The sequence below is a fragment of the Pseudomonas sp. PDM01 genome, from assembly GCF_014852325.1.
Taxonomy (GTDB): Bacteria; Pseudomonadota; Gammaproteobacteria; order Pseudomonadales; family Pseudomonadaceae; genus Aquipseudomonas; species Aquipseudomonas migulae.
On record NZ_JACVBK010000016.1, the window covers coordinates 1 to 26,260 of the forward strand.

Below are 26,260 nucleotides of genomic sequence, written 5' to 3' on the forward strand. Positions count from 1 at the left end.
ATCCCGAACTCAGCAGTGAAACGATGCATCGCCGATGGTAGTGTGGGGTTTCCCCATGTGAGAGTAGGTCATCGTCAAGATTAAATTCCGAAACCCCAATTGCGAAAGCAGTTGGGGTTTTGTTTTGTCCGCAAGAAAATCTGCCCAGTACGGTTTCTATGCAACGGCTCAAGGCATGGCTATCATGCGGGCCTCATTGTGAGGCGAGACTTGCATGCTGACGTTGTTAAAGCTTCTTAAGGATGGCCGATTCCATTCAGGCCAGGCCCTGGGCACCGCTTTAGGTGTCAGTCGGAGTGCTGTGTGGAAGCAGCTTCAGCTGCTCGAGGCTGAGCTTGGCTTGTCCATCCACAAGGTGCGGGGGCGTGGTTATCAATTGGCCTCGCCGTTGACACTGCTTGACTCTGTCGCAATAGCAGAGCAGGCGCCTTCTTGTAATTGGCCCATTCTGGTTTTCGATTCAATTGACTCCACTAACGCCGAGGCGCTGCGTGCAATAGAGCGCGGTCAGGTAGCGCCATTTCTTGTGCTTGCCGAGCGGCAGACGTCTGGCCGTGGGCGCCGCGGGCGTAAGTGGGCGAGTCCTTTCGCGGAAAATATCTATTACAGTCTGGTGCTGCGTATTGAAGGTGGCATGCGCCAGTTGGAAGGCTTGAGTCTTGTTGTTGGGCTTGCTGTCTTGCAAACCTTGCGAGCGCTGGGCGTATCAGATGCAGGCTTGAAGTGGCCCAATGATGTTCTGGTTGGTCAAAAAAAGCTCGCGGGGATACTGCTTGAGTTGGTAGGCGATCCTGCTGATGTGTGTCATGTGGTTCTGGGTGTCGGGATCAATGTGAACATGCAGATGACCGAAGAGGTTGATCAGCAGTGGACGTCCTTGCGGCTCGAGTCGGGGCGGACATTCGATCGCAATCACTTGGTCGCGCAGTTGGGGCAGATGCTCCAGGTATATTTGAGTCGACATCAAGTCGGCGGATTTTCCGCTATCCAGGCTGAGTGGGAGCAGAATCATCTGTGGCAGGGTCGGGCGGTGTCGTTGATCGCCGGAGTTAACCATATAGATGGCGAGGTACTGGGTATTGATAGTCAGGGTGCTCTGCGCTTGAAGGTGGGCGGTGTGGAAAAAGTCTTTAGTGGTGGTGAGCTCAGCTTGAGGTTGCGTGATGATTCTTGAGCTCGACTGCGGAAACAGTTTTATCAAGTGGCGAGTGCTTGAAGCTGATGCTCGCCAGACGGTTGGCGAGGGCGTCGTCGACTCCAATCTTGCATTGCTGGAGAGTTTGAGCGCGCTCAAGGGGCTCGCCCTCAAGTTTTGCCGATTGGTCAGTGTCCGAACGCCAGAAGAGACCGGTGCATTGATTGCTCTGCTGACCGACACTTTTGGAGTGTCAGTAGTTTGCGCTGCGCCCGCTCGCGAAATGTCGGGGGTTCGCAATGGCTATGAAGAGTTCGAGCGCCTGGGGCTCGACCGCTGGCTGGCGATGCTTGGGGGGTTCCAATTAGCGTCGGGTGCATGTCTGGTGCTTGATTTTGGTACTGCTGTCACTGCGGATTTCATCGCCGGTGATGGAGAGCATCTCGGGGGGTTTATTTGTCCGGGAATGCCATTGATGCGAAATCAATTGCGCACCCATACCCGTAAAATTCGTTATGGGGATCTGGCAGCTGAGCGCGCCATGGAGAGTCTCGTTCCAGGTCGCACAACCGTCGAAGCGGTTGAGCGGGGGTGCTCGTTGATGCTTAGAGGCTTTGTTCTGACCCAGCTGGAGCTTGCGCGTAGCTACTGGGGGGCGGATTTCTCCGTGTTTCTGACCGGTGGGGATGCAGCGTTGGTTTCTGAGATTGTGCCAGAGGCTAGAGTGGTTCCGGACCTGGTATTTGTGGGTTTGGCTATGGCATGTCCTTTGTCCTGAGGTTCTTATGCGTTGGTTGTTTCTGCTGCTGCTTGTTTTGAATGTGTTCTATTACATCTGGCACCAACAAGAGGCTCCTCTGCGCGCGAAGGATGTCACTCCTCTCAGTTTGTATAGGGGAGGGCAGCAGGATATTCGCTTGTTGAGCGAGGCGGCTGATCCGGTCCTTGATAAGGGGAAGGCCGCTCTGCCGGACAATAGCTGTTTGTACTTGGGTGGTTTTGTTCGTCAAGAAGCGGTTCAGGCAGTTGAGCGGCGCTTGAATGGCATGGAAATCAAGTATCAGCTCCTGCCAAAGGATCATCTTGAATTCGCGGGTTATTGGGTTCGGATCGCCCCTGAAAGCCGGCGTTGGCTGGGCGAGGTTCAGCTGCAAAACCTTTCTAGAGAATTCAATGAGTTAAAACATAAAATAATGCCGTGCGAGGGGGTTGCACCCGCTGAATAGTTTGAATAGAATGGCGCCCGCTTCGCAGTGAACGCCTTTAACGGCAAACACAACGAAGCGATGTCAACGCAGCTAACCTCAGGTTTTTAATGAGAAAATGCTTGACAGAAGGCTGGCATGATATAGAATGCCGGCTCGCTTAGGAGGGGTTCCCGAGCGGCCAAAGGGATCAGACTGTAAATCTGACGTCTACGACTTCGAAGGTTCGAATCCTTCCCCCTCCACCATTTTTAGCGAGAGCTGCAAGCCTCGCGGGTATAGTTTAGTGGTAGAACCTCAGCCTTCCAAGCTGATGATGCGGGTTCGATTCCCGCTACCCGCTCCAAGTTTGCAGGTCCTGCAAAGTGTTACGCTCTTGTAGCTCAGTTGGTAGAGCACACCCTTGGTAAGGGTGAGGTCAGCGGTTCAAATCCGCTCAAGAGCTCCATATAACAAGGCAGATATGAAAATATCTGCCTTTGTTTTAAGGGTTGCGATCAGGCCTTGTTGTTTTTTGTTGGCTGGTTGCGCGGGTGGCTTTGGTCTTAGGGGCGAGGCTGTCGAGTAAGGTGTTGTAATGTCTTTTTCGGGTCGGCATAATGGTCGGCCTGATTTTGTTTTAGGTCAGTAGCTCAATTGGCAGAGCGACGGTCTCCAAAACCGTAGGTTGGGGGTTCGATTCCCTCCTGACCTGCCAGATTCACCTGGTGTGTCTGGCTTTCTTTTCACAGGATCTTCATAGATGACTCCTAAAGCTGAAGCTCAAGGCTCTCGCTTCGATCTGCTCAAGTGGCTAGTAGTAGTCGCTTTGGTGGTTGTTGGCGTTGTTGGTAATCAGTATTACTCTGCTTCGCCGATCCTGTACCGCGTACTTGCATTGCTTGTCATCGCTGCTGTGGCTGCCTTCGTAGGCCTGCAAACAGTCAAGGGCAAGTCTTTCTTTGTACTGGTTAAGGAAGCTCGCACCGAGATTCGTAAAGTCGTATGGCCAACTCGCCAAGAAACCACGCAGACCACGTTGATCGTTGTCGCTGTTGTGTTGGTTATGGCGTTGCTGTTGTGGGGTCTTGATTCCCTGCTCGGCTGGCTTGTTTCCTTGATTGTCGGCTAAGGGTGTCCCGTGGCTAAGCGTTGGTACGTTGTGCATGCTTACTCCGGTTACGAGAAGCATGTCATGCGCTCGTTAGTAGAGCGCGTAAAGCTGGCTGGCATGGAAGATGGCTTTGGCGAAATTCTGGTTCCCACTGAAGAAGTGGTTGAAATGCGTAATGGCCAGAAGCGCAAAAGCGAGCGTAAGTTCTTCCCAGGTTATGTGCTGGTTCAGATGGACATGAACGAGGGTACTTGGCACTTGGTCAAGGATACTCCTCGGGTGATGGGTTTCATCGGCGGTACCGCTGATAAGCCTGCACCAATCACAGACAAAGAGGCAGAAGCGATTCTGCGTCGTGTCGCTGATGGTAGCGATAAGCCTAAGCCGAAGACGTTGTTCGAGCCTGGTGAGTCGGTACGTGTCAACGACGGGCCGTTTGCCGACTTTACCGGCACGGTTGAAGAAGTTAACTACGAAAAGAGCCGGATCCAAGTGGCAGTGCTCATTTTCGGTCGCTCTACTCCGGTAGAGCTAGAGTTCAGCCAGGTCGAAAAAGTCTAGCTGAGCAAGCATCCCAACCCCGCAGCCCTAGGCTGTGGGGTTTTGTCGTCACTGGGATAAACGCGCAAGTAACCGGGGAGCCTTTCGAGGCGTTCGAACCCGTAATTGGAGTGCCTCATGGCCAAGAAGATTACCGCTTACATCAAGCTGCAAGTGAAGGCCGCTCAGGCTAACCCAAGCCCACCTGTTGGTCCTGCTCTGGGTCAGCACGGCGTGAACATCATGGAATTCTGCAAGGCTTTCAACGCCCGTACTCAGGGTATTGAGCCAGGTCTGCCGACTCCAGTGATCATCACTGTCTACAGCGACCGTAGCTTCACTTTCGAAACCAAATCCACCCCTGCTTCGGTTCTGCTGAAGAAGGCGGCTGGTCTGACTAGCGGTTCCGCTCGTCCGAACACCGTTAAGGTTGGCACCGTGACTCGTGCTCAGCTGGAAGAAATCGCGAAAGTTAAAAACGCGGATCTGACTGCAGCTGATATGGAAGCAGCCGTGCGTACCATCGCCGGTTCTGCTCGTAGCATGGGCCTTAACGTGGAGGGTGTGTAATGGCTAAGTTGACCAAGCGTCAAAAGGCTATCGCCGGCAAAATCGAAGCAGGCAAGTCCTACAACTTTGTAGACGCTGCTGCTCTGCTGGCTGAGCTGTCGACTGTCAAGTTCAGCGAGTCGTTCGACGTTGCTGTGAACCTGGGTGTTGACCCGCGTAAATCCGACCAGGTCGTTCGTAGCGCTACTGTGCTGCCGCACGGCACTGGCAAGACTGTTCGCGTTGCTGTGTTCACCCAGGGTCCAGCTGCTGAGGCCGCTCTGGCTGCCGGCGCTGACCGCGTAGGTATGGACGACCTGGCTGCCGAAATGAAAGGCGGCGACCTGAACTATGACGTAGTTATCGCATCCCCGGATGCAATGCGCGTTGTAGGTCAGTTGGGTCAGATCCTCGGTCCACGTGGCCTGATGCCTAACCCTAAAGTCGGCACCGTAACTCCAGACGTAGCTACCGCGGTTAAAAACGCCAAGGCTGGTCAGGTTCGTTATCGCACCGACAAAAACGGCATCATCCACACTTCCGTTGGCAAGATTGGCTTCGACGCCGTCAAGCTGAAGGAAAACGTTGAAGCCCTGATCGCTGATCTGAAGCGTATCAAGCCAGCTTCCTCGAAAGGCATTTACGTCAAGCGCGTTACCCTGAGCACCACTATGGGCCCAGGTCTGGTCATCGACCAAAGCTCGCTCGACGCGTAAGACACAGGTTGGCGTAAGCGATTGCGCCAATTGAAAGATTGGGGTCCCTGCCTGGCGGGGGCTATCCAAGACCGTAGGCGACGCAAGTCTTAAACCTCAAGCCTACGCAGATGGTGCTCCCGGTTCCTTACCGAATCAGACACCAAAACGACATCCGGCTCCGGTTGGATGAAACGGTAACAAGCAGGAGTTAAACCCGTGGCAATTAAACTCGAAGACAAGAAGGCCATCGTCGCTGAAGTCAACGAGGCTGCCAAAGTCGCTCTGTCCGCTGTCGTGGCTGATGCCCGTGGCGTAACAGTAGGCGCAATGACCGGACTCCGTAAAGAGGCTCGTGAAGCTGGCGTTTACGTACGTGTTGTACGTAACACCCTGCTCAAGCGCGCCGTTGCCGACACTGAATACAGTGTTCTCAACGACGTGTTCACCGGCCCTACCTTGATTGCATTCTCCAAAGAACATCCGGGCGCTGCTGCTCGTATCTTCAAAGAGTTCGCAAAAGGTCAGGATAAGTTCGAGATCAAGGCAGCTGCGTTCGAGGGCAAGTTCCTCGCAGCTAATCAGATCGACGTACTGGCAACCCTGCCGACCCGTAACGAAGCTATTTCTCAGCTGATGAGCGTGATTCAAGGCGCTACCAGCAAGTTGGCTCGTACTCTGGCGGCAGTTCGCGACCAAAAAGAAGCTGCCGCAGCCTAAGGCTCGTCTCCTTCTCGCGTTTTTTGTTTATTTCGATGGTCGCGTAGGCCGTCCCCAATATCAGGAATTAGATTCATGTCTATCTCTCAGAACGATATCCTTGAAGCAGTTGGCAACATGTCCGTAATGGAAGTTGTTGAGCTGATCAAAGCTTTCGAAGAAAAATTCGGCGTTACCGCTGCTGCTGCATCGGCTGGTCCAGCTGCTGCTGCCGCTGTTGTTGAAGAGCAAACTGAATTCAACGTCATGCTGACCGAAGCTGGCGAGAAGAAAGTTAACGTGATCAAGGCTGTACGTGAACTGACCGGTCTGGGCCTGAAAGAAGCCAAGGCTGTAGTTGACGGCGCTCCTGCCATGGTTCTGGAAGCTGTTGCCAAAGACGCAGCTGACAAAGCCAAAGCAGTACTGGAAGAAGCAGGCGCTAAAGTCGAGCTGAAGTAAGCATCGACTTTGCTCCTCCAGCCCGAGCGTTAAGCGAAAGGCTGATGGCTGGTGGCTCTTGCCACCGGCCTTTTTCCGTTATTGGCAGCCGACTGGGTCGGTGCTGATAACGAGTTGTAACCACCCGATGCGGTGGCGCAAACCATGGGGTTTGCACGATTTTCTGGCTGCTCCCGTCGGGAGGGGCCAAACAAGCAGGTGACCAAGCTGGGGAACGCTGATGGCTTACTCATATACTGAGAAAAAACGTATCCGCAAGGACTTTAGCAAGTTGCCGGACGTCATGGATGTGCCGTACCTCCTGGCCATCCAGCTGGATTCGTATCGTGAATTCTTGCAAGCGGGAGCGACTAAAGATCAGTTCCGCGACGTGGGCCTGCATGCGGCCTTCAAATCCGTTTTCCCGATCATCAGCTACTCCGGCAATGCTGCGCTGGAGTACGTCGGTTATCGCCTGGGCGAACCGGCATTTGATGTCAAAGAATGCGTATTGCGCGGTGTAACTTATGCCGTACCTTTGCGGGTAAAAGTGCGCCTGATCATTTTCGACAAAGAATCGTCGAACAAAGCGATCAAGGACATCAAAGAGCAAGAAGTCTACATGGGTGAAATTCCCCTGATGACTGAGAACGGTACCTTCGTAATCAACGGTACCGAGCGTGTAATCGTTTCCCAGCTGCACCGTTCCCCGGGCGTGTTCTTCGACCACGACCGTGGCAAGACGCACAGCTCCGGCAAACTGCTGTACTCCGCGCGCATCATTCCTTACCGCGGTTCGTGGTTGGACTTCGAGTTCGATCCGAAAGACTGCGTGTTCGTGCGTATCGACCGTCGTCGCAAGCTGCCTGCATCGGTACTGCTGCGCGCGCTCGGCTATACCACCGAAGAAGTGCTCGACGCGTTCTACACCACCAACGTCTTCCACGTGCAAGGTGAAAACCTCAGCCTGGAACTGGTGCCTCAGCGCCTGCGTGGTGAAATTGCTGTCCTGGATATCCTGGATGACAAAGGCAAGGTTATTGTCGAGCAAGGTCGTCGTATCACCGCTCGCCACATCAACCAGCTGGAAAAAGCCGGGATCAAAGAGCTGCAAGTGCCTCTGGACTACGTCCTGGGTCGCACTACCGCCAAGGTCATCGTGCATCCGGCAACCGGCGAAATCCTGGCAGAGTGCAACACCGAGCTGAACACCGAAATCCTGGCGAAAATCGCCAAGGCTCAAGTTGTCCGCATCGAAACTCTGTACACCAACGATATCGACTGCGGTCCGTTCGTCTCCGACACCCTGAAGATCGACTCCACCAGCAACCAATTGGAAGCGCTGGTCGAGATCTATCGCATGATGCGTCCAGGCGAGCCGCCAACCAAAGACGCTGCCGAGACTCTGTTCAACAACCTGTTCTTCAGCCCTGAGCGCTATGACCTGTCTGCGGTCGGCCGGATGAAGTTCAACCGTCGTATCGGTCGTACCGAGATCGAAGGTTCGGGCGTGTTGTGCAAAGAAGACATCGTCGCGGTTCTGAAGACTCTGGTCGACATCCGTAACGGTAAAGGCATCGTCGATGACATCGACCACCTGGGTAACCGTCGTGTTCGCTGCGTAGGCGAAATGGCCGAGAACCAGTTCCGCGTTGGCCTGGTACGTGTTGAGCGTGCGGTCAAAGAGCGTCTGTCGATGGCTGAAAGCGAAGGCCTGATGCCGCAAGACCTGATCAACGCCAAGCCCGTGGCTGCGGCGGTGAAAGAGTTCTTCGGTTCCAGCCAGCTGTCCCAGTTCATGGACCAGAACAACCCGCTGTCCGAGATCACCCACAAGCGTCGTGTGTCAGCACTCGGCCCTGGCGGTTTGACTCGTGAGCGTGCCGGCTTTGAAGTTCGTGACGTACACCCGACTCACTACGGTCGTGTATGCCCGATCGAAACGCCGGAAGGTCCGAACATCGGTCTGATCAACTCCCTGGCCGCCTATGCGCGCACCAACCAGTACGGCTTCCTCGAGAGCCCGTACCGTGTGGTGAAAGACGCTCTGGTCACCGACGAGATCGTGTTCCTGTCCGCCATCGAAGAAGCTGATCACGTGATCGCTCAGGCTTCGGCCACGATGAACGACAAGAAAGTCCTGATCGACGAGCTGGTAGCTGTTCGTCACTTGAACGAGTTCACCGTCAAGGCGCCGGAAGACGTCACCTTGATGGACGTATCGCCGAAGCAGGTAGTTTCGGTTGCAGCGTCGCTGATCCCGTTCCTCGAGCACGACGACGCCAACCGTGCGTTGATGGGTTCGAACATGCAGCGTCAAGCTGTACCAACCCTGCGCGCTGACAAGCCGCTGGTCGGTACCGGCATGGAGCGTAACGTAGCTCGTGACTCCGGCGTTTGCGTCGTGGCTCGTCGTGGCGGCGTTATCGATTCCGTGGACGCCAGCCGTATCGTGGTTCGTGTTGCTGATGACGAAGTTGAAACCGGCGAAGCTGGTGTCGACATCTACAACCTGACCAAATACACCCGCTCTAACCAGAACACCTGCATCAACCAGCGTCCGCTGGTGCGTAAAGGTGATCGGGTCCAGCGCAGCGACATCATGGCCGACGGTCCGTCCACCGACATGGGTGAGCTGGCTCTGGGTCAGAACATGCGCATCGCGTTCATGGCATGGAACGGCTTCAACTTCGAAGACTCCATCTGCCTGTCCGAGCGTGTTGTTCAGGAAGATCGCTTCACCACGATCCACATTCAGGAACTGACCTGTGTGGCACGTGACACCAAGCTTGGGCCTGAGGAAATCACTGCAGACATCCCTAACGTGGGTGAAGCTGCACTGAACAAACTGGACGAAGCCGGTATCGTTTACGTAGGTGCTGAAGTTGGCGCAGGCGACATTCTGGTCGGTAAGGTCACTCCGAAAGGCGAGACTCAACTGACTCCGGAAGAGAAGCTGCTGCGTGCCATCTTCGGTGAAAAAGCCAGCGACGTTAAAGACACCTCCCTGCGTGTACCTACCGGTACCAAGGGTACTGTCATCGACGTACAGGTCTTCACCCGCGACGGCGTTGAGCGTGATGCTCGTGCACTGTCGATCGAGAAGACTCAGCTCGACGAGATCCGCAAGGATCTGAACGAAGAGTTCCGTATCGTTGAAGGCGCCACTTTCGAACGTCTGCGTTCCGCTCTGGTCGGCCATAAAGCCGAAGGCGGCGCCGGTCTGAAGAAAGGTCAGGACATCACCGACGAAGTTCTCGACGGCCTTGAGCATGGTCAGTGGTTCAAGCTGCGCATGGCTGAAGATGCTCTGAACGAGCAGCTCGAGAAGGCTCAGGCCTACATCGTTGATCGCCGCCGTCTGCTGGACGACAAGTTCGAAGACAAGAAGCGCAAACTGCAGCAGGGCGATGACCTGGCTCCAGGCGTGCTGAAAATCGTCAAGGTTTACCTGGCAATCCGTCGCCGCATCCAGCCGGGCGACAAGATGGCCGGTCGTCACGGTAACAAAGGTGTGGTCTCCGTGATCATGCCGGTTGAAGACATGCCGCACGATGCCAATGGCACCCCGGTCGACGTCGTCCTCAACCCGTTGGGCGTACCTTCGCGTATGAACGTTGGTCAGATCCTTGAAACCCACCTGGGCCTCGCGGCCAAAGGTCTGGGCGAGAAGATCAACCGGATGATCGAAGAGCAGCGCAAAGTCGCCGAGCTTCGCAAGTTCCTGCACGAGATCTACAACGAGATCGGCGGTCGTAACGAAGATCTGGATAGCTTCTCTGATCAGGAAATCCTGGATCTGGCGAAGAACCTGCGTGGCGGCGTTCCAATGGCCACTCCAGTGTTCGACGGCGCCAAGGAAAGCGAAATCAAGGCCATGCTGAAACTGGCAGACCTGCCAGAAAGCGGCCAGATGCAGCTGACCGACGGCCGTACCGGCAACAAGTTCGAGCGCCCGGTTACTGTTGGCTACATGTACATGCTGAAGCTGAACCACTTGGTAGACGACAAGATGCACGCTCGTTCTACCGGTTCGTACAGCCTGGTTACCCAGCAGCCGCTGGGTGGTAAGGCACAGTTCGGTGGTCAGCGTTTCGGGGAGATGGAGGTCTGGGCACTGGAAGCATACGGTGCCGCTTACACTCTGCAAGAAATGCTCACAGTGAAGTCGGACGATGTGAACGGCCGTACCAAGATGTACAAAAACATCGTGGATGGCGATCACCGTATGGAGCCGGGCATGCCCGAGTCCTTCAACGTGTTGATCAAGGAAATTCGTTCCCTCGGCATCGATATCGATCTGGAAACCGAATAACACGTGACGCGAATCGAGAGCGGGGCAGGATTGCCCGCTCTCTGCTCCGCCAGGAGGAAAGGCCTTGAAAGACCTACTGAATTTGCTGAAAAACCAGGGTCAAGTCGAAGAGTTCGACGCCATCCGTATTGGATTGGCATCGCCTGAGATGATCCGTTCGTGGTCGTTCGGTGAAGTTAAAAAGCCGGAAACCATCAACTACCGTACGTTCAAACCTGAGCGTGACGGCCTGTTCTGCGCCAAGATCTTTGGCCCGGTAAAGGATTACGAGTGCCTGTGCGGTAAGTACAAGCGCTTGAAGCACCGTGGTGTGATCTGCGAGAAGTGCGGCGTTGAAGTCGCGCTGGCTAAAGTTCGTCGTGAGCGCATGGCGCACATCGAACTGGCCTCGCCAGTTGCCCACATCTGGTTCTTGAAATCGCTGCCGTCGCGTATCGGCTTGCTGATGGACATGACCCTGCGTGATATCGAACGCGTTCTCTATTTCGAGAGCTATGTCGTTATCGATCCAGGCATGACCACCCTTGAAAAAGGTCAGCTGCTGAACGATGAGCAGTACTTCGAAGCGCTGGAAGAGTTCGGCGACGATTTCGATGCCCGCATGGGTGCCGAAGCTGTCCGCGAACTGCTGCACGCTATCGACCTGGAACACGAGATTGGTCGTCTGCGTGAAGAAATTCCGCAAACCAACTCCGAAACCAAAATCAAGAAGCTGTCCAAGCGTCTGAAGTTGATGGAAGCCTTCCAGGGTTCCGGCAACCTTCCAGAATGGATGGTGCTGACCGTTCTGCCGGTTCTGCCGCCAGATCTGCGTCCACTGGTCCCGCTGGATGGCGGTCGCTTCGCGACTTCCGACCTCAACGATCTGTATCGTCGAGTGATCAACCGTAACAACCGCTTGAAGCGTCTGCTCGATCTGTCCGCTCCGGACATCATCGTGCGCAACGAAAAGCGTATGTTGCAGGAAGCCGTCGATGCACTGCTCGACAACGGTCGTCGTGGTCGCGCTATCACCGGTTCCAACAAGCGTCCTCTGAAATCCCTGGCTGACATGATCAAGGGTAAGCAAGGTCGTTTCCGTCAGAACTTGCTCGGTAAGCGTGTTGACTACTCGGGTCGTTCGGTAATTACCGTAGGTCCGACCCTGCGTCTGCACCAGTGCGGTCTGCCGAAGAAAATGGCTCTCGAGCTGTTCAAACCGTTCATTTTCGGCAAGCTGGAAATGCGTGGTCTCGCTACCACCATCAAAGCTGCGAAGAAGATGGTTGAGCGCGAGCTGCCGGAAGTTTGGGATGTTCTCGCTGAAGTTATCCGCGAACACCCAGTGCTTCTCAACCGTGCACCGACCCTTCACCGTCTGGGTATCCAGGCGTTTGAACCAGTTCTGATCGAAGGTAAGGCTATCCAGCTGCACCCTCTGGTCTGTGCTGCGTACAACGCCGACTTCGACGGCGACCAAATGGCCGTGCACGTACCGCTGACACTGGAAGCCCAGTTGGAAGCGCGTGCGTTGATGATGTCGACCAACAACATTCTGTCGCCAGCCAACGGTGAGCCAATCATCGTTCCGTCGCAGGACGTTGTATTGGGTCTGTACTACATGACTCGTGAAGCGATCAACGCCAAGGGCGAAGGTCGTGTGTTCGCGGATCTGCAGGAAGTTGACCGTGTGTTCCGTGCCGGCGAAGCCGCGCTGCACGCAAAAGTCAAAGTGCGGATCAACGAAACCGTCAATGACCGTGATGGCGGCAGCGTGACCAACACTCGTATCGTCGACACCACTGTCGGCCGTGCGCTGTTGTTCCAGGTTGTACCAAAAGGTCTGTCGTACGACGTCGTCAACCTGCCGATGAAGAAAAAGGCGATCTCCAAGCTGATCAACCAGTGCTACCGCGTGGTTGGTTTGAAAGAGACCGTGATCTTCGCTGACCAGTTGATGTACACCGGTTTTGCCTATTCGACTATTTCCGGCGTTTCCATCGGTGTTAACGACTTCGTTATCCCGGATGAAAAAGCCCGCATCATCGGTGCTGCTACCGACGAAGTGAAAGAGATCGAAAGTCAGTACGCCTCCGGCCTCGTAACCCAGGGCGAGAAGTACAACAAAGTGATCGACCTTTGGTCCAAGGCGAACGACGAAGTTTCCAAGGCGATGATGGCCAACCTCTCGAAAGAGAAAGTCATCGACCGTCATGGCGTCGAAGTCGACCAAGAGTCCTTCAACTCGATGTACATGATGGCCGACTCGGGCGCACGGGGTTCTGCTGCGCAGATCCGTCAGCTCGCCGGTATGCGTGGCCTGATGGCCAAGCCGGACGGTTCCATCATCGAAACGCCGATTACTGCGAACTTCCGTGAAGGTTTGAGCGTACTTCAGTACTTCATCTCGACTCACGGTGCTCGTAAAGGTTTGGCGGATACCGCGTTGAAAACTGCGAACTCCGGTTACCTGACTCGTCGTCTGGTAGACGTGGCGCAGGATCTGGTGGTGACCGAGATCGATTGCGGCACCGAACATGGCCTGGTAATGACTCCGCACATTGAAGGCGGTGACGTTGTTGAGCCGTTGGGTGAGCGCGTATTGGGTCGTGTCATTGCCCGTGACGTATTCAAGCCAGGTACCGAGGAAGTTATCGTTCCTGCCGGCACTCTGGTAGACGAGAAGTGGGTCGAGTTCATCGAGCTGAACAGCATCGACGAAGTGATCGTGCGTTCGCCGATCAGCTGCGAAACCCGCTATGGCATTTGCGCCAAGTGCTACGGCCGTGACTTGGCTCGTGGTCACCAGGTGAACATCGGTGAAGCGGTCGGCGTTATCGCTGCCCAGTCCATCGGTGAGCCGGGTACCCAGCTGACCATGCGTACGTTCCACATCGGTGGTGCGGCAAGCCGGACCTCCGCAGCTGACAGCGTTCAGGTGAAGAATGGCGGTACCGTCCGTCTGCACAACCTGAAGCACGTTGAGCGAGTGGATGGTTGCCTGGTTGCTGTGTCCCGTTCCGGTGAGCTGGCAATCGCTGATGACTTCGGTCGTGAGCGCGAGCGTTACAAGCTGCCGTACGGTGCTGTGATTTCGGTTAAAGAAGGTGACAAGGTCGACGCTGGCGCAATCGTGGCCAAGTGGGATCCGCACACTCACCCAATCGTTACCGAAATGAAAGGTACCGTGACCTACGTGGGCATGGAAGAAGGCATCACGATCAAGCGTCAGACTGACGAATTGACCGGTATGACCAACATTGAAGTCCTCGACGCCAAAGACCGTCCAGCTGCCGGTAAAGATATCCGTCCTGCTGTGAAGATGGTTGATGACAACGGCAAGGATCTGTTGCTGCCAGGCACTGACGTTATCGCTCAGTACTTCCTGCCAGCCAACGCCCTGGTCGGTGTTGCGGACGGTGCGAAAATCGCGATCGGTGATGTTATCGCTCGTATTCCGCAAGAGACTTCGAAGACCCGTGACATCACCGGTGGTCTGCCGCGTGTTGCCGACTTGTTCGAAGCCCGTCGTCCGAAAGAAGCCTCGATTCTGGCTGAAGTCAGCGGCACCATCGCGTTCGGTAAAGAGACCAAAGGCAAGCGCCGTCTGGTCATCACTCCGAACGACGGTAGCGATCCGTACGAAGAGCTGATTCCGAAGTGGCGTCACCTGAACGTCTTCGAAGGCGAACAGGTAAACCGCGGCGAAGTTATCTCCGACGGCCCGAGCGATCCACACGACATCCTGCGTCTGCTGGGTGTAAGTGCGCTGGCCAAGTACATCGTGAACGAGATCCAGGACGTTTACCGTCTGCAAGGCGTGAAGATCAACGACAAGCACATCGAGACCATCCTGCGTCAGATGCTGCGTAAAGTTGAAATCGCTGAATCCGGCGATTCCAGTTTCATCAAGGGCGACCAGATGGAATTGACTCACGTACTGGTAGAAAACGAGCGCCTGGCGAACGACGAGAAATTCGTTTCCAAGTTCACTCGCGTGCTGCTGGGTATCACCAAGGCGTCGTTGTCCACCGAATCGTTCATCTCGGCGGCTTCCTTCCAGGAAACCACTCGCGTACTGACCGAAGCGGCGGTAACCGGCAAGCGCGATTACCTGCGTGGCCTGAAAGAAAACGTGGTCGTGGGTCGTCTGATCCCGGCTGGTACCGGTCTGGCTTATCACAGCGAGCGTAAACGCCGTCGTGATGCTGACAAACCGTTGCGCGTAAGCGCCAGTGAAGTGGAAGCTGCACTGACCGAAGCGCTGAACTCGAGCGGTAACTGAGTTCTGCGATAAATGAGCCAAGGCCCTGATCGTTCCGTTCATCGAATCAAGACATTTTGTCGAGGTTGGATAAGCGGGAAGGTCGGGGCCTTGTCTTGACTGGGGGCAAGATCCTCTTTAGACTCTTGTACCCCTAAATTTGGCGGGAATTCGTTCCTGCCATTTTGCTTTTCTTGCAAGACAATAGCGTCGCAAGACAACAGTGGAGCTAGTAGATGGCAACTATCAACCAGCTGGTACGTCAGCCGCGTAAGCGTATCGTCGAGAAATCCGACGTGCCTGCGCTGCAGAACTGCCCGCAACGTCGTGGCGTATGCACCCGTGTGTATACCACCACGCCGAAAAAACCTAACTCGGCACTGCGTAAAGTATGCCGTGTGCGTCTGACCAACGGTTTCGAGGTTTCCTCGTACATCGGCGGTGAAGGCCACAACCTGCAAGAGCACAGCGTGGTACTGATCCGCGGCGGTCGTGTAAAAGACTTGCCAGGTGTTCGTTACCACACCGTTCGCGGCTCTTTGGATACTTCCGGCGTTAAAGGTCGTAACCAAGGTCGTTCGAAGTACGGTACCAAGAAGCCTAAGTAGTAGTGGCTTTTTGTAAAAACTGAATCATCTATTTTTCTGAGTCGATAAGAGTAAGGTCGGAGGCGTCCCGAAAGGGCACCGATTCCGAGCGAACCTGAAGACCGTTTGAGGGCTTATCCATGCCAAGAAGACGCGTAGCAGCCAAGCGCGAAGTGCTTGACGATCCAAAATACGGAAGCCAAATCCTGGCCAAGTTCATGAACCACGTGATGGAAAGCGGCAAGAAAGCCGTTGCCGAGCGTATCGTTTATGGCGCGCTGGAGAAGGTTAAAGAACGCAAGAACAGCGACCCCCTGGAAATCTTCGAGAAAGCTCTCGACGCCATCGCTCCGCTGGTCGAAGTAAAGTCGCGCCGTGTAGGCGGTGCTACTTACCAGGTTCCGGTCGAAGTTCGTCCGTCCCGTCGTAACGCTCTGGCAATGCGCTGGTTGGTAGACTTCGCCCGTAAGCGCGGCGAGAAGTCTATGGCTCTGCGTTTGGCTGGCGAACTGTTGGACGCTGCTGAAGGCAAAGGTGCTGCAGTTAAGAAGCGTGAAGACGTGCACCGTATGGCTGAAGCCAACAAGGCTTTCTCGCACTACCGCTTCTAATTTTAGCGTCACTAATTTTGCGAGGGCTTTATGGCTCGTACTACACCGATTAATCGCTACCGTAACATTGGTATCGTTGCTCACGTGGATGCTGGTAAAACCACCACCACCGAGCGCGTCCTTTTTTACACTGGCAAAAGTCACAAAATGGGCGAGGTGCATGACGGCGCCGCGACCACAGACTGGATGGTGCAGGAGCAGGAGCGTGGTATTACCATTACTTCTGCTGCTATTACCGCCTTCTGGCAGGGTTCCGAGAAGCAGCACAAAGATCAGTATCGCTTCAACGTCATCGACACCCCGGGCCACGTTGACTTCACTATTGAAGTTGAACGTTCCCTGCGTGTTCTCGACGGCGCGGTCGTTGTGTTCTGCGGTACCTCGGGTGTTGAGCCTCAGTCGGAAACCGTATGGCGTCAGGCCAACAAGTACGGCGTTCCACGTCTTGTTTACGTAAACAAGATGGACCGTGCTGGTGCAAACTTCCTGCGCGTGATCGGTCAGATCAAGCAGCGTCTCGGTCACACTCCGGTGCCAATCCAGTTGGCTATCGGTTCCGAAGACAACTTCCAGGGTCAGATCGATCTGATGTCCATGGAAGCTGTTTACTGGAATGACGCTGACAAAGGCATGACTCCACGTCGCGAGCCTATCCCTGCTGAATTGCAGGAATTGGCTGACGAGTGGCGCAGCAACATGATTGAAGCTGCGGCCGAAGCCAGCGAAGAGCTGATGAACAAGTACCTCGAAGGTGAAGAACTCACCAACGCGGAAATCAAGGCCGCTCTGCGTCAGCGTACTATTGCTGGCGAGATCGTTCTGGCTGTTTGCGGTTCTTCCTTCAAGAACAAGGGCGTTCCCCTGGTTCTCGACGCCGTTATCGACTATCTGCCTGCTCCTACCGACATTCCTGCCATCAAGGGTACTGACCCGGATGACGAGACCAAGGAAATGGAGCGTCACGCAGACGACAGCGAGCCGTTCTCGGCTCTGGCGTTCAAGATCGCTACCGACCCATTCGTGGGTACTTTGACCTTTGTTCGAGTTTACTCGGGCGTGTTGGCCTCCGGCGACGGCGTGATCAACTCGGTTAAAGGCAAGAAAGAGCGTGTGGGTCGTATGGTGCAAATGCACGCAAACGCCCGCGAAGAGATCAAGGAAGTTCGCGCTGGTGACATCGCGGCCTTGATCGGCATGAAGGACGTCACCACTGGTGAGACTTTGTGCAACGCTGACAAGCCAATCATCCTGGTTCGCATGGACTTCCCGGAGCCGGTTATTTCGGTTGCCGTAGAGCCTAAGACCAAGGATGACCAGGAAAAAATGGGTATCGCTCTGGGCAAACTTGCTCAGGAAGACCCGTCTTTCCGCGTCAAGACTGATGAAGAGACTGGTCAAACGATCATCTCCGGCATGGGCGAGTTGCACCTGGACATCCTGGTTGACCGGATGCGCCGTGAGTTCAACGTCGAAGCCAACATCGGTAAGCCTCAAGTTTCGTACCGTGAGCGCATCACGAAGAGCTGCGAAATCGAAGGCAAGTTCGTTCGTCAGTCCGGCGGTCGTGGCCAGTTCGGTCATTGCTGGATTCGCTTTGCTCCTGCTGACGAAGGTCAGGAAGGTCTGCAATTCCTGAACGAAGTAGTGGGTGGTGTGGTTCCTAAGGAATACATCCCGGCTATCCAGAAGGGTATCGAAGAGCAGATGAAGAACGGCGTTGTTGCCGGCTATCCGCTGATCGGCCTGAAGGCTACCGTGTTTGATGGTTCCTACCATGACGTCGACTCGAACGAGATGGCGTTTAAGGTGGCTGCTTCCATGGCGACCAAGCAACTGGCCCAGAAGGGCGGTGGTGAGTTGCTTGAGCCGATCATGGCTGTAGAGGTTGTTACACCTGAAGACTATATGGGTGACGTGATGGGCGACCTTAACCGTCGTCGCGGCATGATCCTGGGTATGGAAGATACGGTTTCCGGTAAAGTAATTCGTGCCGAGGTTCCGTTGGGCGAGATGTTCGGTTATGCGACCGACGTTCGTTCCATGTCCCAAGGTCGCGCAAGCTACTCTATGGAATTCAAAAAATACAATACAGCTCCGTCGCACATCGTCGAAACTGTAACCAAAAAACAAGGCTGATTCAGTCCTTTAGGCTAGGAGTTAATTGTCGTGGCTAAAGAAAAATTTGATCGTTCCCTTCCGCACGTCAACGTTGGCACCATCGGTCACGTTGACCACGGTAAAACTACTCTGACTGCTGCTCTGACTCGCGTCTGCTCCGAAGTTTTCGGTTCGGCTCGTGTTGACTTCGACAAGATCGACAGCGCACCAGAAGAGAAAGCTCGTGGTATCACCATCAACACCGCGCACGTTGAATACAACTCGCTGATCCGTCACTACGCTCACGTTGACTGCCCAGGTCACGCTGACTATGTGAAGAACATGATCACCGGTGCTGCTCAGATGGACGGCGCTATCCTGGTTTGCTCGGCCGCTGATGGTCCGATGCCACAAACCCGTGAGCACATCCTGCTGTCCCGTCAGGTAGGCGTTCCGTACATCGTGGTTTTCCTGAACAAGGCTGACCTGGTAGACGACGCAGAGCTGCTGGAACTGGTTGAGATGGAAGTTCGCGATCTGCTCAGCACTTACGACTTCCCAGGTGACGACACTCCGATCATCATCGGTTCTGCTCGTATGGCTCTGGAAGGCAACGACGAAAACGAAATGGGCACCACTGCCGTTCGTAAACTGGTTGAAACTCTGGATAGCTACATCCCAGAGCCAGTTCGTCTGACCGACAAGCCGTTCCTGATGCCAATCGAAGACGTATTCTCGATCTCGGGTCGTGGTACTGTTGTGACTGGCCGTATCGAGCGCGGTATCGTTCGCGTTCAGGATCCACTGGAAATCGTTGGTCTGCGTGACACCACCGTCACCACCTGCACCGGTGTTGAAATGTTCCGCAAACTGCTCGACGAAGGTCGTGCTGGCGAGAACTGCGGCGTTCTGCTGCGTGGTACCAAGCGTGACGACGTTGAGCGTGGCCAGGTTCTGGTTAAGCCAGGTTCGGTTAAGCCGCACACCAAGTTCACCGCAGAAGTTTACGTTCTGAGCAAGGAAGAAGGCGGTCGTCATACTCCGTTCTTCAAAGGCTACCGTCCGCAGTTCTACTTCCGTACTACTGACGTGACTGGTAACTGCGAGCTGCCAGAAGGCGTTGAAATGGTAATGCCAGGTGACAACATTCAGATGACTGTTACCCTGATCAAAACCATCGCAATGGAAGACGGTCTGCGTTTCGCTATCCGTGAAGGCGGTCGTACCGTCGGCGCTGGCGTCGTAGCCAAAATCATCGAGTAAGCTCTTTTTGAGTAAGCTTTGATGAGTTGAAAAAGCCCCCGCTTAGCGGGGGCTTTTTTATTGGGTTGACACCTATCTGGGGCGTCTATAGAATTGCGCCTCCTTTTAACGGGCGTATTGCGCCCGGTGGGAATAGCAGCCGGAGTCTGAAATCCAATGCAAAATCAGCAAATCCGTATCAGGTTGAAGGCTTTTGACCATCGCCTGATCGACCAATCCACCCAGGAAATCGTGGAAACCGCGAAACGTACTGGTGCTCAAGTGCGTGGTCCAATTCCACTGCCTACCCGTAAAGAGCGGTTCACCGTTCTGGTCTCCCCGCACGTCAACAAAGACGCGCGTGACCAGTACGAGATCCGTACTCATAAGCGCGTTCTGGACATCGTCCAGCCAACGGATAAAACCGTTGATGCTCTTATGAAGCTTGATCTTGCGGCCGGTGTGGAAGTGCAGATCAGCCTCGGCTAAGACTCGGTCTTAGTCGTGTAACGCTCTGAAATGGGCGGCCATAGCGGGTGAAAGCCCCGTACACTCATGAGGTTTACAACATGACTATTGGTGTAGTCGGTCGTAAATGCGGTATGACCCGTATTTTCACCGAAGAAGGTGTCTCCATTCCGGTCACGGTCATTGAGATCGAGCCGAATCGCGTCACCCAGTTCAAAACTGAAGAGACCGATGGCTATCGTGCAGTGCAAGTCACTGTAGGCGAGCGTCGTGCTTCGCGTGTTACAGCTGCTCAGGCTGGCCACTTCGCTAAAGCGAACGTTGCCGCTGGTCGTACCGTAATGGAATTCCGCCTTGAAGAAGGCGAGTACCAGGCCGGCGATCTGATCAACGCTGAAATCTTCGCTGCTGGTCAACTGGTTGATGTAACCGGTCAGTCCAAAGGTAAAGGCTTCCAGGGTACGATCAAGCGTTGGAACTTCCGCGGGCAAGATAATACCCACGGTAACTCCGTGTCCCACCGCGTTCCAGGCTCTATCGGCCAGTGCCAGACTCCTGGTCGTGTATTCAAGGGCAAAAAAATGTCCGGTCATATGGGCGCTGAGCGCGTGACCGTGCAGTCCCTCGAAGTAGTGCGCGTGGACGCTGAACGCAATCTGTTGTTGGTCAAGGGCGCTGTTCCTGGCGCTACTGGCGGCAACTTGGTTGTACGTCCAGCAGCCAAGGCTCGCGGTTAAGGGGAAGCTGACATGCAATTAAATGTAAATGACGCTCAAGCGATCGAAGTTTCCGAACTGACATTTGGCGGCGAATTCAACGAGACGCTGGTTCACCAAGCAGTCGTGGCCTACATGGCTGGCGGCCGTCAAGGTAGCAAGCAGCAAAAGACCCGTTCCGACGTTCGTGGTGGCGGTAAGCGCCCATGGCGTCAGAAAGGTACTGGCCGTGCTCGTGCCGGTACTATCCGTAGCCCAATCTGGCGTGGCGGCGGTACCACTTTCGCAGCTCGTCCTCAGGATCACTCCCAGAAGCTGAACAAGAAGATGTATCGCGCAGCAATGCGTTCCATCCTTGCTGAGCTGGTGCGTACTGATCGTCTGGTCGTGGTTCAGGATTTCGCCGTTGAAACGCCGAAAACCAAAGACCTGCTGGGCAAACTGAACAACATGAGCCTGACCGACGTTCTGATCGTGTCGGACGCTGTTGATCAGAACCTGTACCTGGCTGCTCGCAACCTGCCGCACGTAGATGTACGTGATGTGCAAGGTTCCGATCCAGTTAGTCTGATCGCATACGACAAGGTGTTGATCACCGTGTCGGCCGTGAAGAAATTCGAGGAGCTGCTGGGATGAACCAGGAACGCGTATTTAAAGTTCTGCTTGGCCCGCACGTTTCCGAGAAGGCTACGGTTCTGGCAGACAAGAAAGGCCAGTTCGTTTTCAAGGTTGCCACTGACGCAACCAAGCTGGAAATCAAGAAGGCCGTCGAAAGCCTGTTCAGCGTGAAAGTAGAGCGTGTTACTACCCTGAATGTTCTGGGTAAGAGCAAGCGCACTGCTCGCGGTCTGGGCAAGCGTAATGACTGGAAGAAGGCAGTTATCTCCCTTCAGCCAGGCCAAGATCTCGATTTCAGCAGCAGTGCTGAGTAAGGAAGGGGTGCATCATGGCAATCGTTAAATGCAAACCGACTTCCCCTGGCCGCCGTCATGTGGTCAAGGTGGTCAACCAGGAGCTGCATAAAGGCGCTCCTCACGCACCGCTGCTCGAGAAGAAATCGAAGTCTGGTGGTCGTAACAACAATGGTCGTATTACCACTCGTCACATCGGTGGTGGCCATAAGCAGCATTATCGTCTGGTCGATTTCCGTCGCAACGACAAAGACGGCATTCCAGCCACTGTCGAGCGTATCGAATACGATCCAAACCGTACTGCTCACATTGCTCTTATGTTGTACGCAGACGGCGAACGCCGTTACATCATCGCCCCTAAAGGCGTGAACGCTGGTGACCAGCTGATTTCGGGTGCTTTGGCTCCGATCAAGCCGGGCAACCAGTTGCAACTGCGCAGCATTCCAGTTGGTAGTACCGTACACGGCATCGAATTGAAGCCAGGTAAAGGCGCGCAAATCGCTCGTTCCGCTGGTGCTTCGGCTCAGCTGATCGCTCGTGAAGGTGTCTATGTGACCCTGCGTCTGCGTTCTGGTGAGATGCGTAAAGTGCTGGCTGAATGCCGCGCGACCCTGGGCGAAGTCTCGAACTCCGAGCACAGCCTGCGTTCGCTGGGTAAAGCTGGTGCCAAACGCTGGCGTGGCGTTCGCCCAACCGTTCGTGGTGTTGCCATGAACCCGGTTGACCACCCACATGGTGGTGGTGAAGGTCGTACCTCTGGTGGTCGTCATCCGGTATCGCCATGGGGCTTCCCGACTAAGGGCGCGAAGACTCGTGGTAATAAGCGTACCGACAAAATGATCGTCCGTCGTCGCAAGTAAATAGAGGGATACGACAGTGCCACGTTCTCTGAAAAAAGGTCCTTTTATCGATCTTCACCTACTGAAGAAGATCGAAGTGGCGGCGGAAAAGAACGATCGCAAACCAGTTAAAACCTGGTCGCGCCGTTCGATGATCCTGCCACAAATGGTCGGTCTGACCATCGCAGTACACAACGGTCGTCAACATGTGCCAGTTCTCGTGAACGAAGACATGGTCGGCCACAAACTGGGCGAGTTCGCCGGTACCCGCACTTATCGTGGGCACGTGGCTGACAAGAAAGCCAAGCGTTAAGGGGTTAGGAAATGGAAGTAGCCGCTAAGTTGTCGGGCGCTCGAATCTCCGCCCAGAAAGCCCGCTTGGTCGCCGACCAGATCCGCGGGAAGAAGGTGGGCGAAGCGCTCAACTTGTTGGCTTTCAGCAGTAAGAAAGCCGCCGAGATCATGAAGAAAGTGCTGGAGTCGGCCGTAGCCAACGCCGAGCATAACGAAGGCGCAGACGTTGATGACCTTAAAGTCAGCACCGTTTTCGTCAACGAAGGGCGTTCGCTGAAGCGAATCATGCCACGTGCCAAAGGCCGTGCTGATCGCATCGTCAAGCGGTCTTGCCATATCACTGTCAAGGTTGCTGACAAGTAACGGAGTCGAAGAGATGGGTCAGAAAGTACATCCCATTGGCATTCGCCTGGGAATCGTCAAGGAGCACACCTCCGTCTGGTACGCAGACGGTCGGACTTATGCGGACTATTTGTTCGCTGATCTGAAGGTGCGTGAGTATCTCCAAGACAAACTAAAAAGCGCGTCCGTAAGCCGTATCGATATCCATCGTCCGGCCCAAACTGCACGTATCACCATCCACACCGCTCGTCCAGGTATCGTTATCGGGAAGAAAGGTGAAGATGTTGAGAAACTGCGTCAGGACCTGACCAAGCAAATGGGTGTGCCTGTGCACATCAATATCGAAGAAATCCGCAAGCCGGAACTCGACGGTATGTTGGTTGCGCAGAGCGTAGCTCAGCAGCTGGAGCGTCGCGTAATGTTCCGTCGCGCTATGAAGCGCGCTGTACAGAACGCCATGCGCATTGGTGCCAAAGGCATCAAAATCCAAGTGAGCGGTCGTCTCGGCGGTGCTGAAATCGCACGTACTGAATGGTATCGCGAAGGTCGTGTGCCACTGCACACCCTGCGTGCCGACATCGACTATGCCAACTACGAAGCTCACACCACTTACGGTGTGATCGGTGTAAAGGTTTGGATCTTCAAAGGCGAAGTAATTGGTGGTCGCCAAGAAGAACTGAAACCACAAGCACCAGCGCCTCGTAAAAAAGCTGCTAAGTAAGGGGTACGCCAAATGTTGCAACCAAAGCGTACGAAGTTCCGCAAGCAGATGACTGGTCACAACCGTGGCCTGGCATTGCGCGGTAGCAAAGTCAGCTTCGGCGAGTTCGCGCTGAAGTCTGTAGCTCGTGGTCGTCTCACCGCTCGTCAGATCGAGTCAGCGCGTCGTGCACTGACCCGTCACGTTAAACGTGGCGGCAAGATCTGGATCCGTGTATTCCCGGACAAGCCTATTTCCAAGAAGCCACTCGAAGTTCGGATGGGTAAAGGTAAAGGTAGCGTGGAATACTGGGTTGCCCAGATTCAGCCAGGCAAAGTCCTGTATGAAATCGAGGGTGTTTCTGAAGAGCTGGCGCGTGAGGCATTTGCCCTGGCTGCTGCAAAGCTGCCGCTCGCCACTGCCTTCGTTAAACGGACGGTGATGTGATGAAAGCGAACGAACTTCGTGAAAAAGACGCGCCGCAGCTTAACGAGCAACTGCTCGGCCTGCTGCGCGACCAGTTCAATCTGCGCATGCAGAAAGCAACTGGCCAGTTGGGGCAGTCTCACCTGCTCCGGCAAGTTAAGCGTGACATCGCTCGCGTGAAGACTGTGCTCAAACAGCAGGCAGGTAAGTAATCATGGCTGAAGCCGAAAAAACCGTCCGTACGCTGACTGGCCGTGTTGTCAGCGACAAAATGGACAAGACCATCACCGTTCTGATCGAGCGTCGCGTTAAGCACCCGATCTACGGTAAATACGTTAAGCGTTCGACTAAGCTGCACGCGCACGACGAAACCAATCAGTGCCACATCGGCGACAAAGTCACTATTCGTGAAACTCGTCCTTTGGCCAAGACCAAGTCTTGGGCGCTGGTTGATGTTCTCGAACGCGCTGTGGAAGTCTAAGGACTAGGGGTCGGAGAAATTATATGATTCAGACTCAATCCATGCTCGATGTGGCCGATAACAGCGGCGCTCGCCGCGTTATGTGCATCAAGGTGCTGGGTGGCTCCCATCGTCGTTACGCTGGTATCGGTGACATCATCAAAGTTACCGTGAAGGAAGCAATTCCTCGCGGTAAAGTGAAAAAAGGCCAAGTGATGACTGCTGTTGTAGTCCGCACTCGTCACGGCGTTCGTCGTGCTGATGGCTCCATTATCCGCTTTGATGGCAACGCTGCTGTTCTTCTGAACAACAAGCAAGAGCCGATCGGCACCCGTATCTTTGGGCCAGTGACCCGTGAACTTCGTACTGAGAAGTTCATGAAGATCGTCTCGCTCGCCCCAGAAGTGCTGTAAGGAGATCCGACATGCAAAAGATTCGTCGTGACGACGAGATCATCGTGATCGCCGGCAAAGACAAAGGTAAGCGCGGTAAGGTGCTTAAGGTTCTCGCTAATAACCGTCTGGTTATCGGTGGTCTGAACCTGGTCAAGCGTCATACCAAGCCTAACCCGATGTCGGGCGTACAAGGCGGTATCGTCGAGAAAGAAGCTCCACTGGACGCTTCTAACGTAGCCATTTTCAACGGCGAAACCAACAAGGCTGATCGCGTTGGTTTCAAAGTAGAAGACGGCAAGAAAATTCGTGTCTTCAAGTCGACCCAAAAAGCGGTTGATGCTTGAACACTGCTAGGTAGATGAGACCATGGCACGACTAAAAGAGATTTACTGGAAAGAAATCGCACCGAAGCTTAAGGAAGAACTTAAGCTTTCGAACGTGATGGAAGTTCCACGCGTTACCAAAATCACCCTGAACATGGGTCTGGGCGAAGCAGTCGGTGACAAAAAAGTCATCGAGCACGCTGTTGCTGACCTGGAAAAGATCACCGGCCAGAAAGTCGTTGTGACTTACGCTCGGAAATCCATCGCTGGCTTTAAAGTCCGTGAAGGTTGGCCGATCGGCGTCAAAGTGACCCTGCGCCGTGAGCGTATGTACGAGTTCCTGGATCGTCTGCTGTCGATCTCCCTGCCTCGGGTTCGCGACTTCCGCGGCCTGAATGCCAAGTCCTTCGATGGTCGTGGTAACTACAGCATGGGCGTTAAAGAGCAGATCATCTTCCCGGAAATCGACTACGACAAGATCGATGCTCTCCGCGGTCTGGACATTACCCTGACCACCACTGCCAAGAACGATGATGAAGGTCGCGCCCTGTTGCGTGCTTTCAAATTCCCGTTCCGCAACTGATTGGAGTAGGAAAATGGCCAAGATGAGCATGAAAAACCGCGAGCTGAAGCGTCAGCTCACGGTTGCCAAGTACGCCAAAAAGCGTGCAGCACTGAAAGCTATCATCGTTGATCTGAACGCAAGTCCAGAAGCGCGTTGGGAAGCTACAGTAGCTCTGCAAAAGCAGCCACGTGACGCAAGCGCTTCGCGCATGCGTAACCGCTGCCGCCTGACCGGTCGTCCACACGGCGTTTACCGCAAGTTCGGCCTCGGCCGTAACAAACTGCGTGAAGCTGCAATGCGTGGTGACGTACCTGGTCTGGTTAAAGCCAGCTGGTAAGCACTATCAAAGTCTCGGTGTTCGGGATCGCA

The 26,260-nt window shown here is 54.7% G+C and carries 30 protein-coding genes and 4 tRNA genes; all 34 read left to right on the top strand.

Annotated features, from left to right (window positions below; genetic code table 11):
- Positions 1-214: 214 nt before the first annotated feature.
- The 34 genes from birA to rpsN all read left to right on the top strand — a co-directional run bounded on the left by birA (position 215) and on the right by rpsN (position 26,228).
- Positions 215-1,174, top strand: a complete 960-nt coding sequence (gene birA / locus IB246_RS27985) for a bifunctional biotin--[acetyl-CoA-carboxylase] ligase/biotin operon repressor BirA (protein WP_008041288.1) — start codon at positions 215-217, stop codon at positions 1,172-1,174.
- Positions 1,164-1,913 carry a pantothenate kinase gene (locus IB246_RS27990; protein WP_008041289.1) on the top strand — a complete coding sequence of 250 codons (750 nt, stop codon included), beginning with the start codon at positions 1,164-1,166 and terminating at the stop codon, positions 1,911-1,913. Before birA ends, IB246_RS27990 begins: the two co-directional genes overlap by 11 nt.
- Positions 1,914-1,920: 7 nt before the next feature.
- Positions 1,921-2,361: a hypothetical protein gene (locus tag IB246_RS27995; protein WP_008041291.1), complete on the top strand. Its 441-nt coding sequence runs from the start codon at positions 1,921-1,923 to the stop codon at positions 2,359-2,361.
- Positions 2,362-2,503: 142 nt separating this feature from the next.
- A tRNA-Tyr gene (locus IB246_RS28000) sits at positions 2,504-2,588 on the top strand.
- 24 nt (positions 2,589-2,612) lie between these two features.
- Positions 2,613-2,686, top strand: a tRNA-Gly gene (locus IB246_RS28005).
- 26 nt (positions 2,687-2,712) lie between these two features.
- Positions 2,713-2,788, top strand: a tRNA-Thr gene (locus tag IB246_RS28010).
- A gap of 173 nt (positions 2,789-2,961) precedes the next feature.
- Positions 2,962-3,037: transfer RNA gene (locus tag IB246_RS28015), tRNA-Trp, on the top strand.
- A gap of 45 nt (positions 3,038-3,082) precedes the next feature.
- Entirely contained in the window at positions 3,083-3,451 is a 369-nt protein-coding gene (gene secE, locus IB246_RS28020) for a preprotein translocase subunit SecE (RefSeq protein ID WP_007896620.1), read from the top strand.
- 9 nt (positions 3,452-3,460) lie between these two features.
- Positions 3,461-3,994, top strand: coding sequence for a transcription termination/antitermination protein NusG (nusG, locus tag IB246_RS28025; RefSeq protein ID WP_007896622.1), 534 nt, complete (start codon positions 3,461-3,463; stop codon positions 3,992-3,994).
- A gap of 117 nt (positions 3,995-4,111) precedes the next feature.
- Complete coding sequence (gene rplK / locus IB246_RS28030) at positions 4,112-4,543, top strand: 50S ribosomal protein L11 (protein WP_008030880.1); 432 nt, start codon at positions 4,112-4,114, stop codon at positions 4,541-4,543.
- Positions 4,543-5,238 (top strand): 50S ribosomal protein L1, encoded by a 696-nt coding sequence (rplA, locus tag IB246_RS28035; RefSeq protein ID WP_008041297.1) that lies wholly within the window; start codon positions 4,543-4,545, stop codon positions 5,236-5,238. Before rplK ends, rplA begins: the two co-directional genes overlap by 1 nt.
- Positions 5,239-5,436: 198 nt before the next feature.
- Entirely contained in the window at positions 5,437-5,937 is a 501-nt protein-coding gene (rplJ, locus tag IB246_RS28040; protein WP_008030884.1) for a 50S ribosomal protein L10, read from the top strand.
- 75 nt (positions 5,938-6,012) lie between these two features.
- Positions 6,013-6,378: a 50S ribosomal protein L7/L12 gene (gene rplL, locus IB246_RS28045; RefSeq protein ID WP_008030886.1), complete on the top strand. Its 366-nt coding sequence runs from the start codon at positions 6,013-6,015 to the stop codon at positions 6,376-6,378.
- A 220-nt stretch (positions 6,379-6,598) separates the two neighbouring features.
- Positions 6,599-10,672: a DNA-directed RNA polymerase subunit beta gene (rpoB, locus tag IB246_RS28050; protein ID WP_008030889.1), complete on the top strand. Its 4,074-nt coding sequence runs from the start codon at positions 6,599-6,601 to the stop codon at positions 10,670-10,672.
- Positions 10,673-10,736: 64 nt separating this feature from the next.
- Positions 10,737-14,936 carry a DNA-directed RNA polymerase subunit beta' gene (gene rpoC / locus IB246_RS28055; protein WP_008030891.1) on the top strand — a complete coding sequence of 1,400 codons (4,200 nt, stop codon included), beginning with the start codon at positions 10,737-10,739 and terminating at the stop codon, positions 14,934-14,936.
- 215 nt (positions 14,937-15,151) lie between these two features.
- Positions 15,152-15,523 (top strand): 30S ribosomal protein S12, encoded by a 372-nt coding sequence (rpsL, locus tag IB246_RS28060; protein WP_002555494.1) that lies wholly within the window; start codon positions 15,152-15,154, stop codon positions 15,521-15,523.
- 119 nt (positions 15,524-15,642) lie between these two features.
- Positions 15,643-16,113: a 30S ribosomal protein S7 gene (rpsG, locus tag IB246_RS28065; protein WP_002555493.1), complete on the top strand. Its 471-nt coding sequence runs from the start codon at positions 15,643-15,645 to the stop codon at positions 16,111-16,113.
- A gap of 30 nt (positions 16,114-16,143) precedes the next feature.
- Positions 16,144-18,249: an elongation factor G gene (fusA, locus tag IB246_RS28070; protein ID WP_008030893.1), complete on the top strand. Its 2,106-nt coding sequence runs from the start codon at positions 16,144-16,146 to the stop codon at positions 18,247-18,249.
- Between the two features lie 30 nt (positions 18,250-18,279).
- Entirely contained in the window at positions 18,280-19,473 is a 1,194-nt protein-coding gene (gene tuf / locus IB246_RS28075; protein WP_008030895.1) for an elongation factor Tu, read from the top strand.
- Between the two features lie 156 nt (positions 19,474-19,629).
- Positions 19,630-19,941 carry a 30S ribosomal protein S10 gene (rpsJ, locus tag IB246_RS28080; protein WP_003186070.1) on the top strand — a complete coding sequence of 104 codons (312 nt, stop codon included), beginning with the start codon at positions 19,630-19,632 and terminating at the stop codon, positions 19,939-19,941.
- 80 nt (positions 19,942-20,021) lie between these two features.
- Positions 20,022-20,657 carry a 50S ribosomal protein L3 gene (gene rplC / locus IB246_RS28085; protein ID WP_003186059.1) on the top strand — a complete coding sequence of 212 codons (636 nt, stop codon included), beginning with the start codon at positions 20,022-20,024 and terminating at the stop codon, positions 20,655-20,657.
- Between the two features lie 12 nt (positions 20,658-20,669).
- Positions 20,670-21,272, top strand: coding sequence for a 50S ribosomal protein L4 (rplD, locus tag IB246_RS28090; RefSeq protein ID WP_003228735.1), 603 nt, complete (start codon positions 20,670-20,672; stop codon positions 21,270-21,272).
- Entirely contained in the window at positions 21,269-21,568 is a 300-nt protein-coding gene (gene rplW, locus IB246_RS28095; protein ID WP_002555488.1) for a 50S ribosomal protein L23, read from the top strand. The genes rplD and rplW overlap by 4 nt, the downstream gene beginning before the upstream one ends.
- A 14-nt stretch (positions 21,569-21,582) precedes the next feature.
- Entirely contained in the window at positions 21,583-22,407 is an 825-nt protein-coding gene (gene rplB, locus IB246_RS28100) for a 50S ribosomal protein L2 (RefSeq protein WP_008030897.1), read from the top strand.
- 16 nt (positions 22,408-22,423) lie between these two features.
- Positions 22,424-22,699 carry a 30S ribosomal protein S19 gene (gene rpsS / locus IB246_RS28105; RefSeq protein WP_002555486.1) on the top strand — a complete coding sequence of 92 codons (276 nt, stop codon included), beginning with the start codon at positions 22,424-22,426 and terminating at the stop codon, positions 22,697-22,699.
- Positions 22,700-22,710: 11 nt separating this feature from the next.
- Positions 22,711-23,043 carry a 50S ribosomal protein L22 gene (rplV, locus tag IB246_RS28110; RefSeq protein ID WP_003103908.1) on the top strand — a complete coding sequence of 111 codons (333 nt, stop codon included), beginning with the start codon at positions 22,711-22,713 and terminating at the stop codon, positions 23,041-23,043.
- 13 nt (positions 23,044-23,056) lie between these two features.
- Complete coding sequence (gene rpsC / locus IB246_RS28115; protein ID WP_003176422.1) at positions 23,057-23,743, top strand: 30S ribosomal protein S3; 687 nt, start codon at positions 23,057-23,059, stop codon at positions 23,741-23,743.
- 12 nt (positions 23,744-23,755) lie between these two features.
- The gene (gene rplP / locus IB246_RS28120) at positions 23,756-24,169 is read left to right on the top strand and encodes a 50S ribosomal protein L16 (RefSeq protein WP_008030899.1); all 414 of its coding nucleotides are present in this window, start codon (positions 23,756-23,758) and stop codon (positions 24,167-24,169) included.
- Positions 24,169-24,360, top strand: a complete 192-nt coding sequence (gene rpmC / locus IB246_RS28125) for a 50S ribosomal protein L29 (RefSeq protein WP_008030901.1) — start codon at positions 24,169-24,171, stop codon at positions 24,358-24,360. Before rplP ends, rpmC begins: the two co-directional genes overlap by 1 nt.
- Positions 24,361-24,362: 2 nt before the next feature.
- Positions 24,363-24,629 carry a 30S ribosomal protein S17 gene (gene rpsQ, locus IB246_RS28130; protein ID WP_003176419.1) on the top strand — a complete coding sequence of 89 codons (267 nt, stop codon included), beginning with the start codon at positions 24,363-24,365 and terminating at the stop codon, positions 24,627-24,629.
- A 23-nt stretch (positions 24,630-24,652) separates the two neighbouring features.
- A complete protein-coding gene (gene rplN, locus IB246_RS28135; RefSeq protein WP_002555479.1) occupies positions 24,653-25,021 on the top strand; it encodes a 50S ribosomal protein L14 in 369 nt (122 codons plus the stop codon).
- A gap of 11 nt (positions 25,022-25,032) precedes the next feature.
- On the top strand, positions 25,033-25,347 hold the full coding sequence (rplX, locus tag IB246_RS28140; protein ID WP_003176416.1) for a 50S ribosomal protein L24: 315 nt from the start codon (positions 25,033-25,035) through the stop codon (positions 25,345-25,347).
- Between the two features lie 22 nt (positions 25,348-25,369).
- On the top strand, positions 25,370-25,909 hold the full coding sequence (gene rplE / locus IB246_RS28145) for a 50S ribosomal protein L5 (RefSeq protein ID WP_003176415.1): 540 nt from the start codon (positions 25,370-25,372) through the stop codon (positions 25,907-25,909).
- Between the two features lie 13 nt (positions 25,910-25,922).
- On the top strand, positions 25,923-26,228 hold the full coding sequence (rpsN, locus tag IB246_RS28150) for a 30S ribosomal protein S14 (protein WP_003176414.1): 306 nt from the start codon (positions 25,923-25,925) through the stop codon (positions 26,226-26,228).
- Positions 26,229-26,260: the final 32 nt, after the last annotated feature.

Coding starts and splice junctions, on each gene's coding strand:
- birA (WP_008041288.1), top strand. CDS start 215: ATGCTGACGTTGTTAAAGCTTCTTAAGGATGGCCGATTCCATTCAGGC.
- IB246_RS27990 (WP_008041289.1), top strand. CDS start 1,164: ATGATTCTTGAGCTCGACTGCGGAAACAGTTTTATCAAGTGGCGAGTG.
- IB246_RS27995 (WP_008041291.1), top strand. CDS start 1,921: ATGCGTTGGTTGTTTCTGCTGCTGCTTGTTTTGAATGTGTTCTATTAC.
- secE (WP_007896620.1), top strand. CDS start 3,083: ATGACTCCTAAAGCTGAAGCTCAAGGCTCTCGCTTCGATCTGCTCAAG.
- rplK (WP_008030880.1), top strand. CDS start 4,112: ATGGCCAAGAAGATTACCGCTTACATCAAGCTGCAAGTGAAGGCCGCT.
- rplA (WP_008041297.1), top strand. CDS start 4,543: ATGGCTAAGTTGACCAAGCGTCAAAAGGCTATCGCCGGCAAAATCGAA.
- rplL (WP_008030886.1), top strand. CDS start 6,013: ATGTCTATCTCTCAGAACGATATCCTTGAAGCAGTTGGCAACATGTCC.
- rpoB (WP_008030889.1), top strand. CDS start 6,599: ATGGCTTACTCATATACTGAGAAAAAACGTATCCGCAAGGACTTTAGC.
- rpsL (WP_002555494.1), top strand. CDS start 15,152: ATGGCAACTATCAACCAGCTGGTACGTCAGCCGCGTAAGCGTATCGTC.
- rpsG (WP_002555493.1), top strand. CDS start 15,643: ATGCCAAGAAGACGCGTAGCAGCCAAGCGCGAAGTGCTTGACGATCCA.
- fusA (WP_008030893.1), top strand. CDS start 16,144: ATGGCTCGTACTACACCGATTAATCGCTACCGTAACATTGGTATCGTT.
- rpsJ (WP_003186070.1), top strand. CDS start 19,630: ATGCAAAATCAGCAAATCCGTATCAGGTTGAAGGCTTTTGACCATCGC.
- rplC (WP_003186059.1), top strand. CDS start 20,022: ATGACTATTGGTGTAGTCGGTCGTAAATGCGGTATGACCCGTATTTTC.
- rplD (WP_003228735.1), top strand. CDS start 20,670: ATGCAATTAAATGTAAATGACGCTCAAGCGATCGAAGTTTCCGAACTG.
- rplW (WP_002555488.1), top strand. CDS start 21,269: ATGAACCAGGAACGCGTATTTAAAGTTCTGCTTGGCCCGCACGTTTCC.
- rplB (WP_008030897.1), top strand. CDS start 21,583: ATGGCAATCGTTAAATGCAAACCGACTTCCCCTGGCCGCCGTCATGTG.
- rplV (WP_003103908.1), top strand. CDS start 22,711: ATGGAAGTAGCCGCTAAGTTGTCGGGCGCTCGAATCTCCGCCCAGAAA.
- rpsC (WP_003176422.1), top strand. CDS start 23,057: ATGGGTCAGAAAGTACATCCCATTGGCATTCGCCTGGGAATCGTCAAG.
- rplP (WP_008030899.1), top strand. CDS start 23,756: ATGTTGCAACCAAAGCGTACGAAGTTCCGCAAGCAGATGACTGGTCAC.
- rpmC (WP_008030901.1), top strand. CDS start 24,169: ATGAAAGCGAACGAACTTCGTGAAAAAGACGCGCCGCAGCTTAACGAG.
- rpsQ (WP_003176419.1), top strand. CDS start 24,363: ATGGCTGAAGCCGAAAAAACCGTCCGTACGCTGACTGGCCGTGTTGTC.
- rplN (WP_002555479.1), top strand. CDS start 24,653: ATGATTCAGACTCAATCCATGCTCGATGTGGCCGATAACAGCGGCGCT.
- rplX (WP_003176416.1), top strand. CDS start 25,033: ATGCAAAAGATTCGTCGTGACGACGAGATCATCGTGATCGCCGGCAAA.
- rplE (WP_003176415.1), top strand. CDS start 25,370: ATGGCACGACTAAAAGAGATTTACTGGAAAGAAATCGCACCGAAGCTT.
- rpsN (WP_003176414.1), top strand. CDS start 25,923: ATGGCCAAGATGAGCATGAAAAACCGCGAGCTGAAGCGTCAGCTCACG.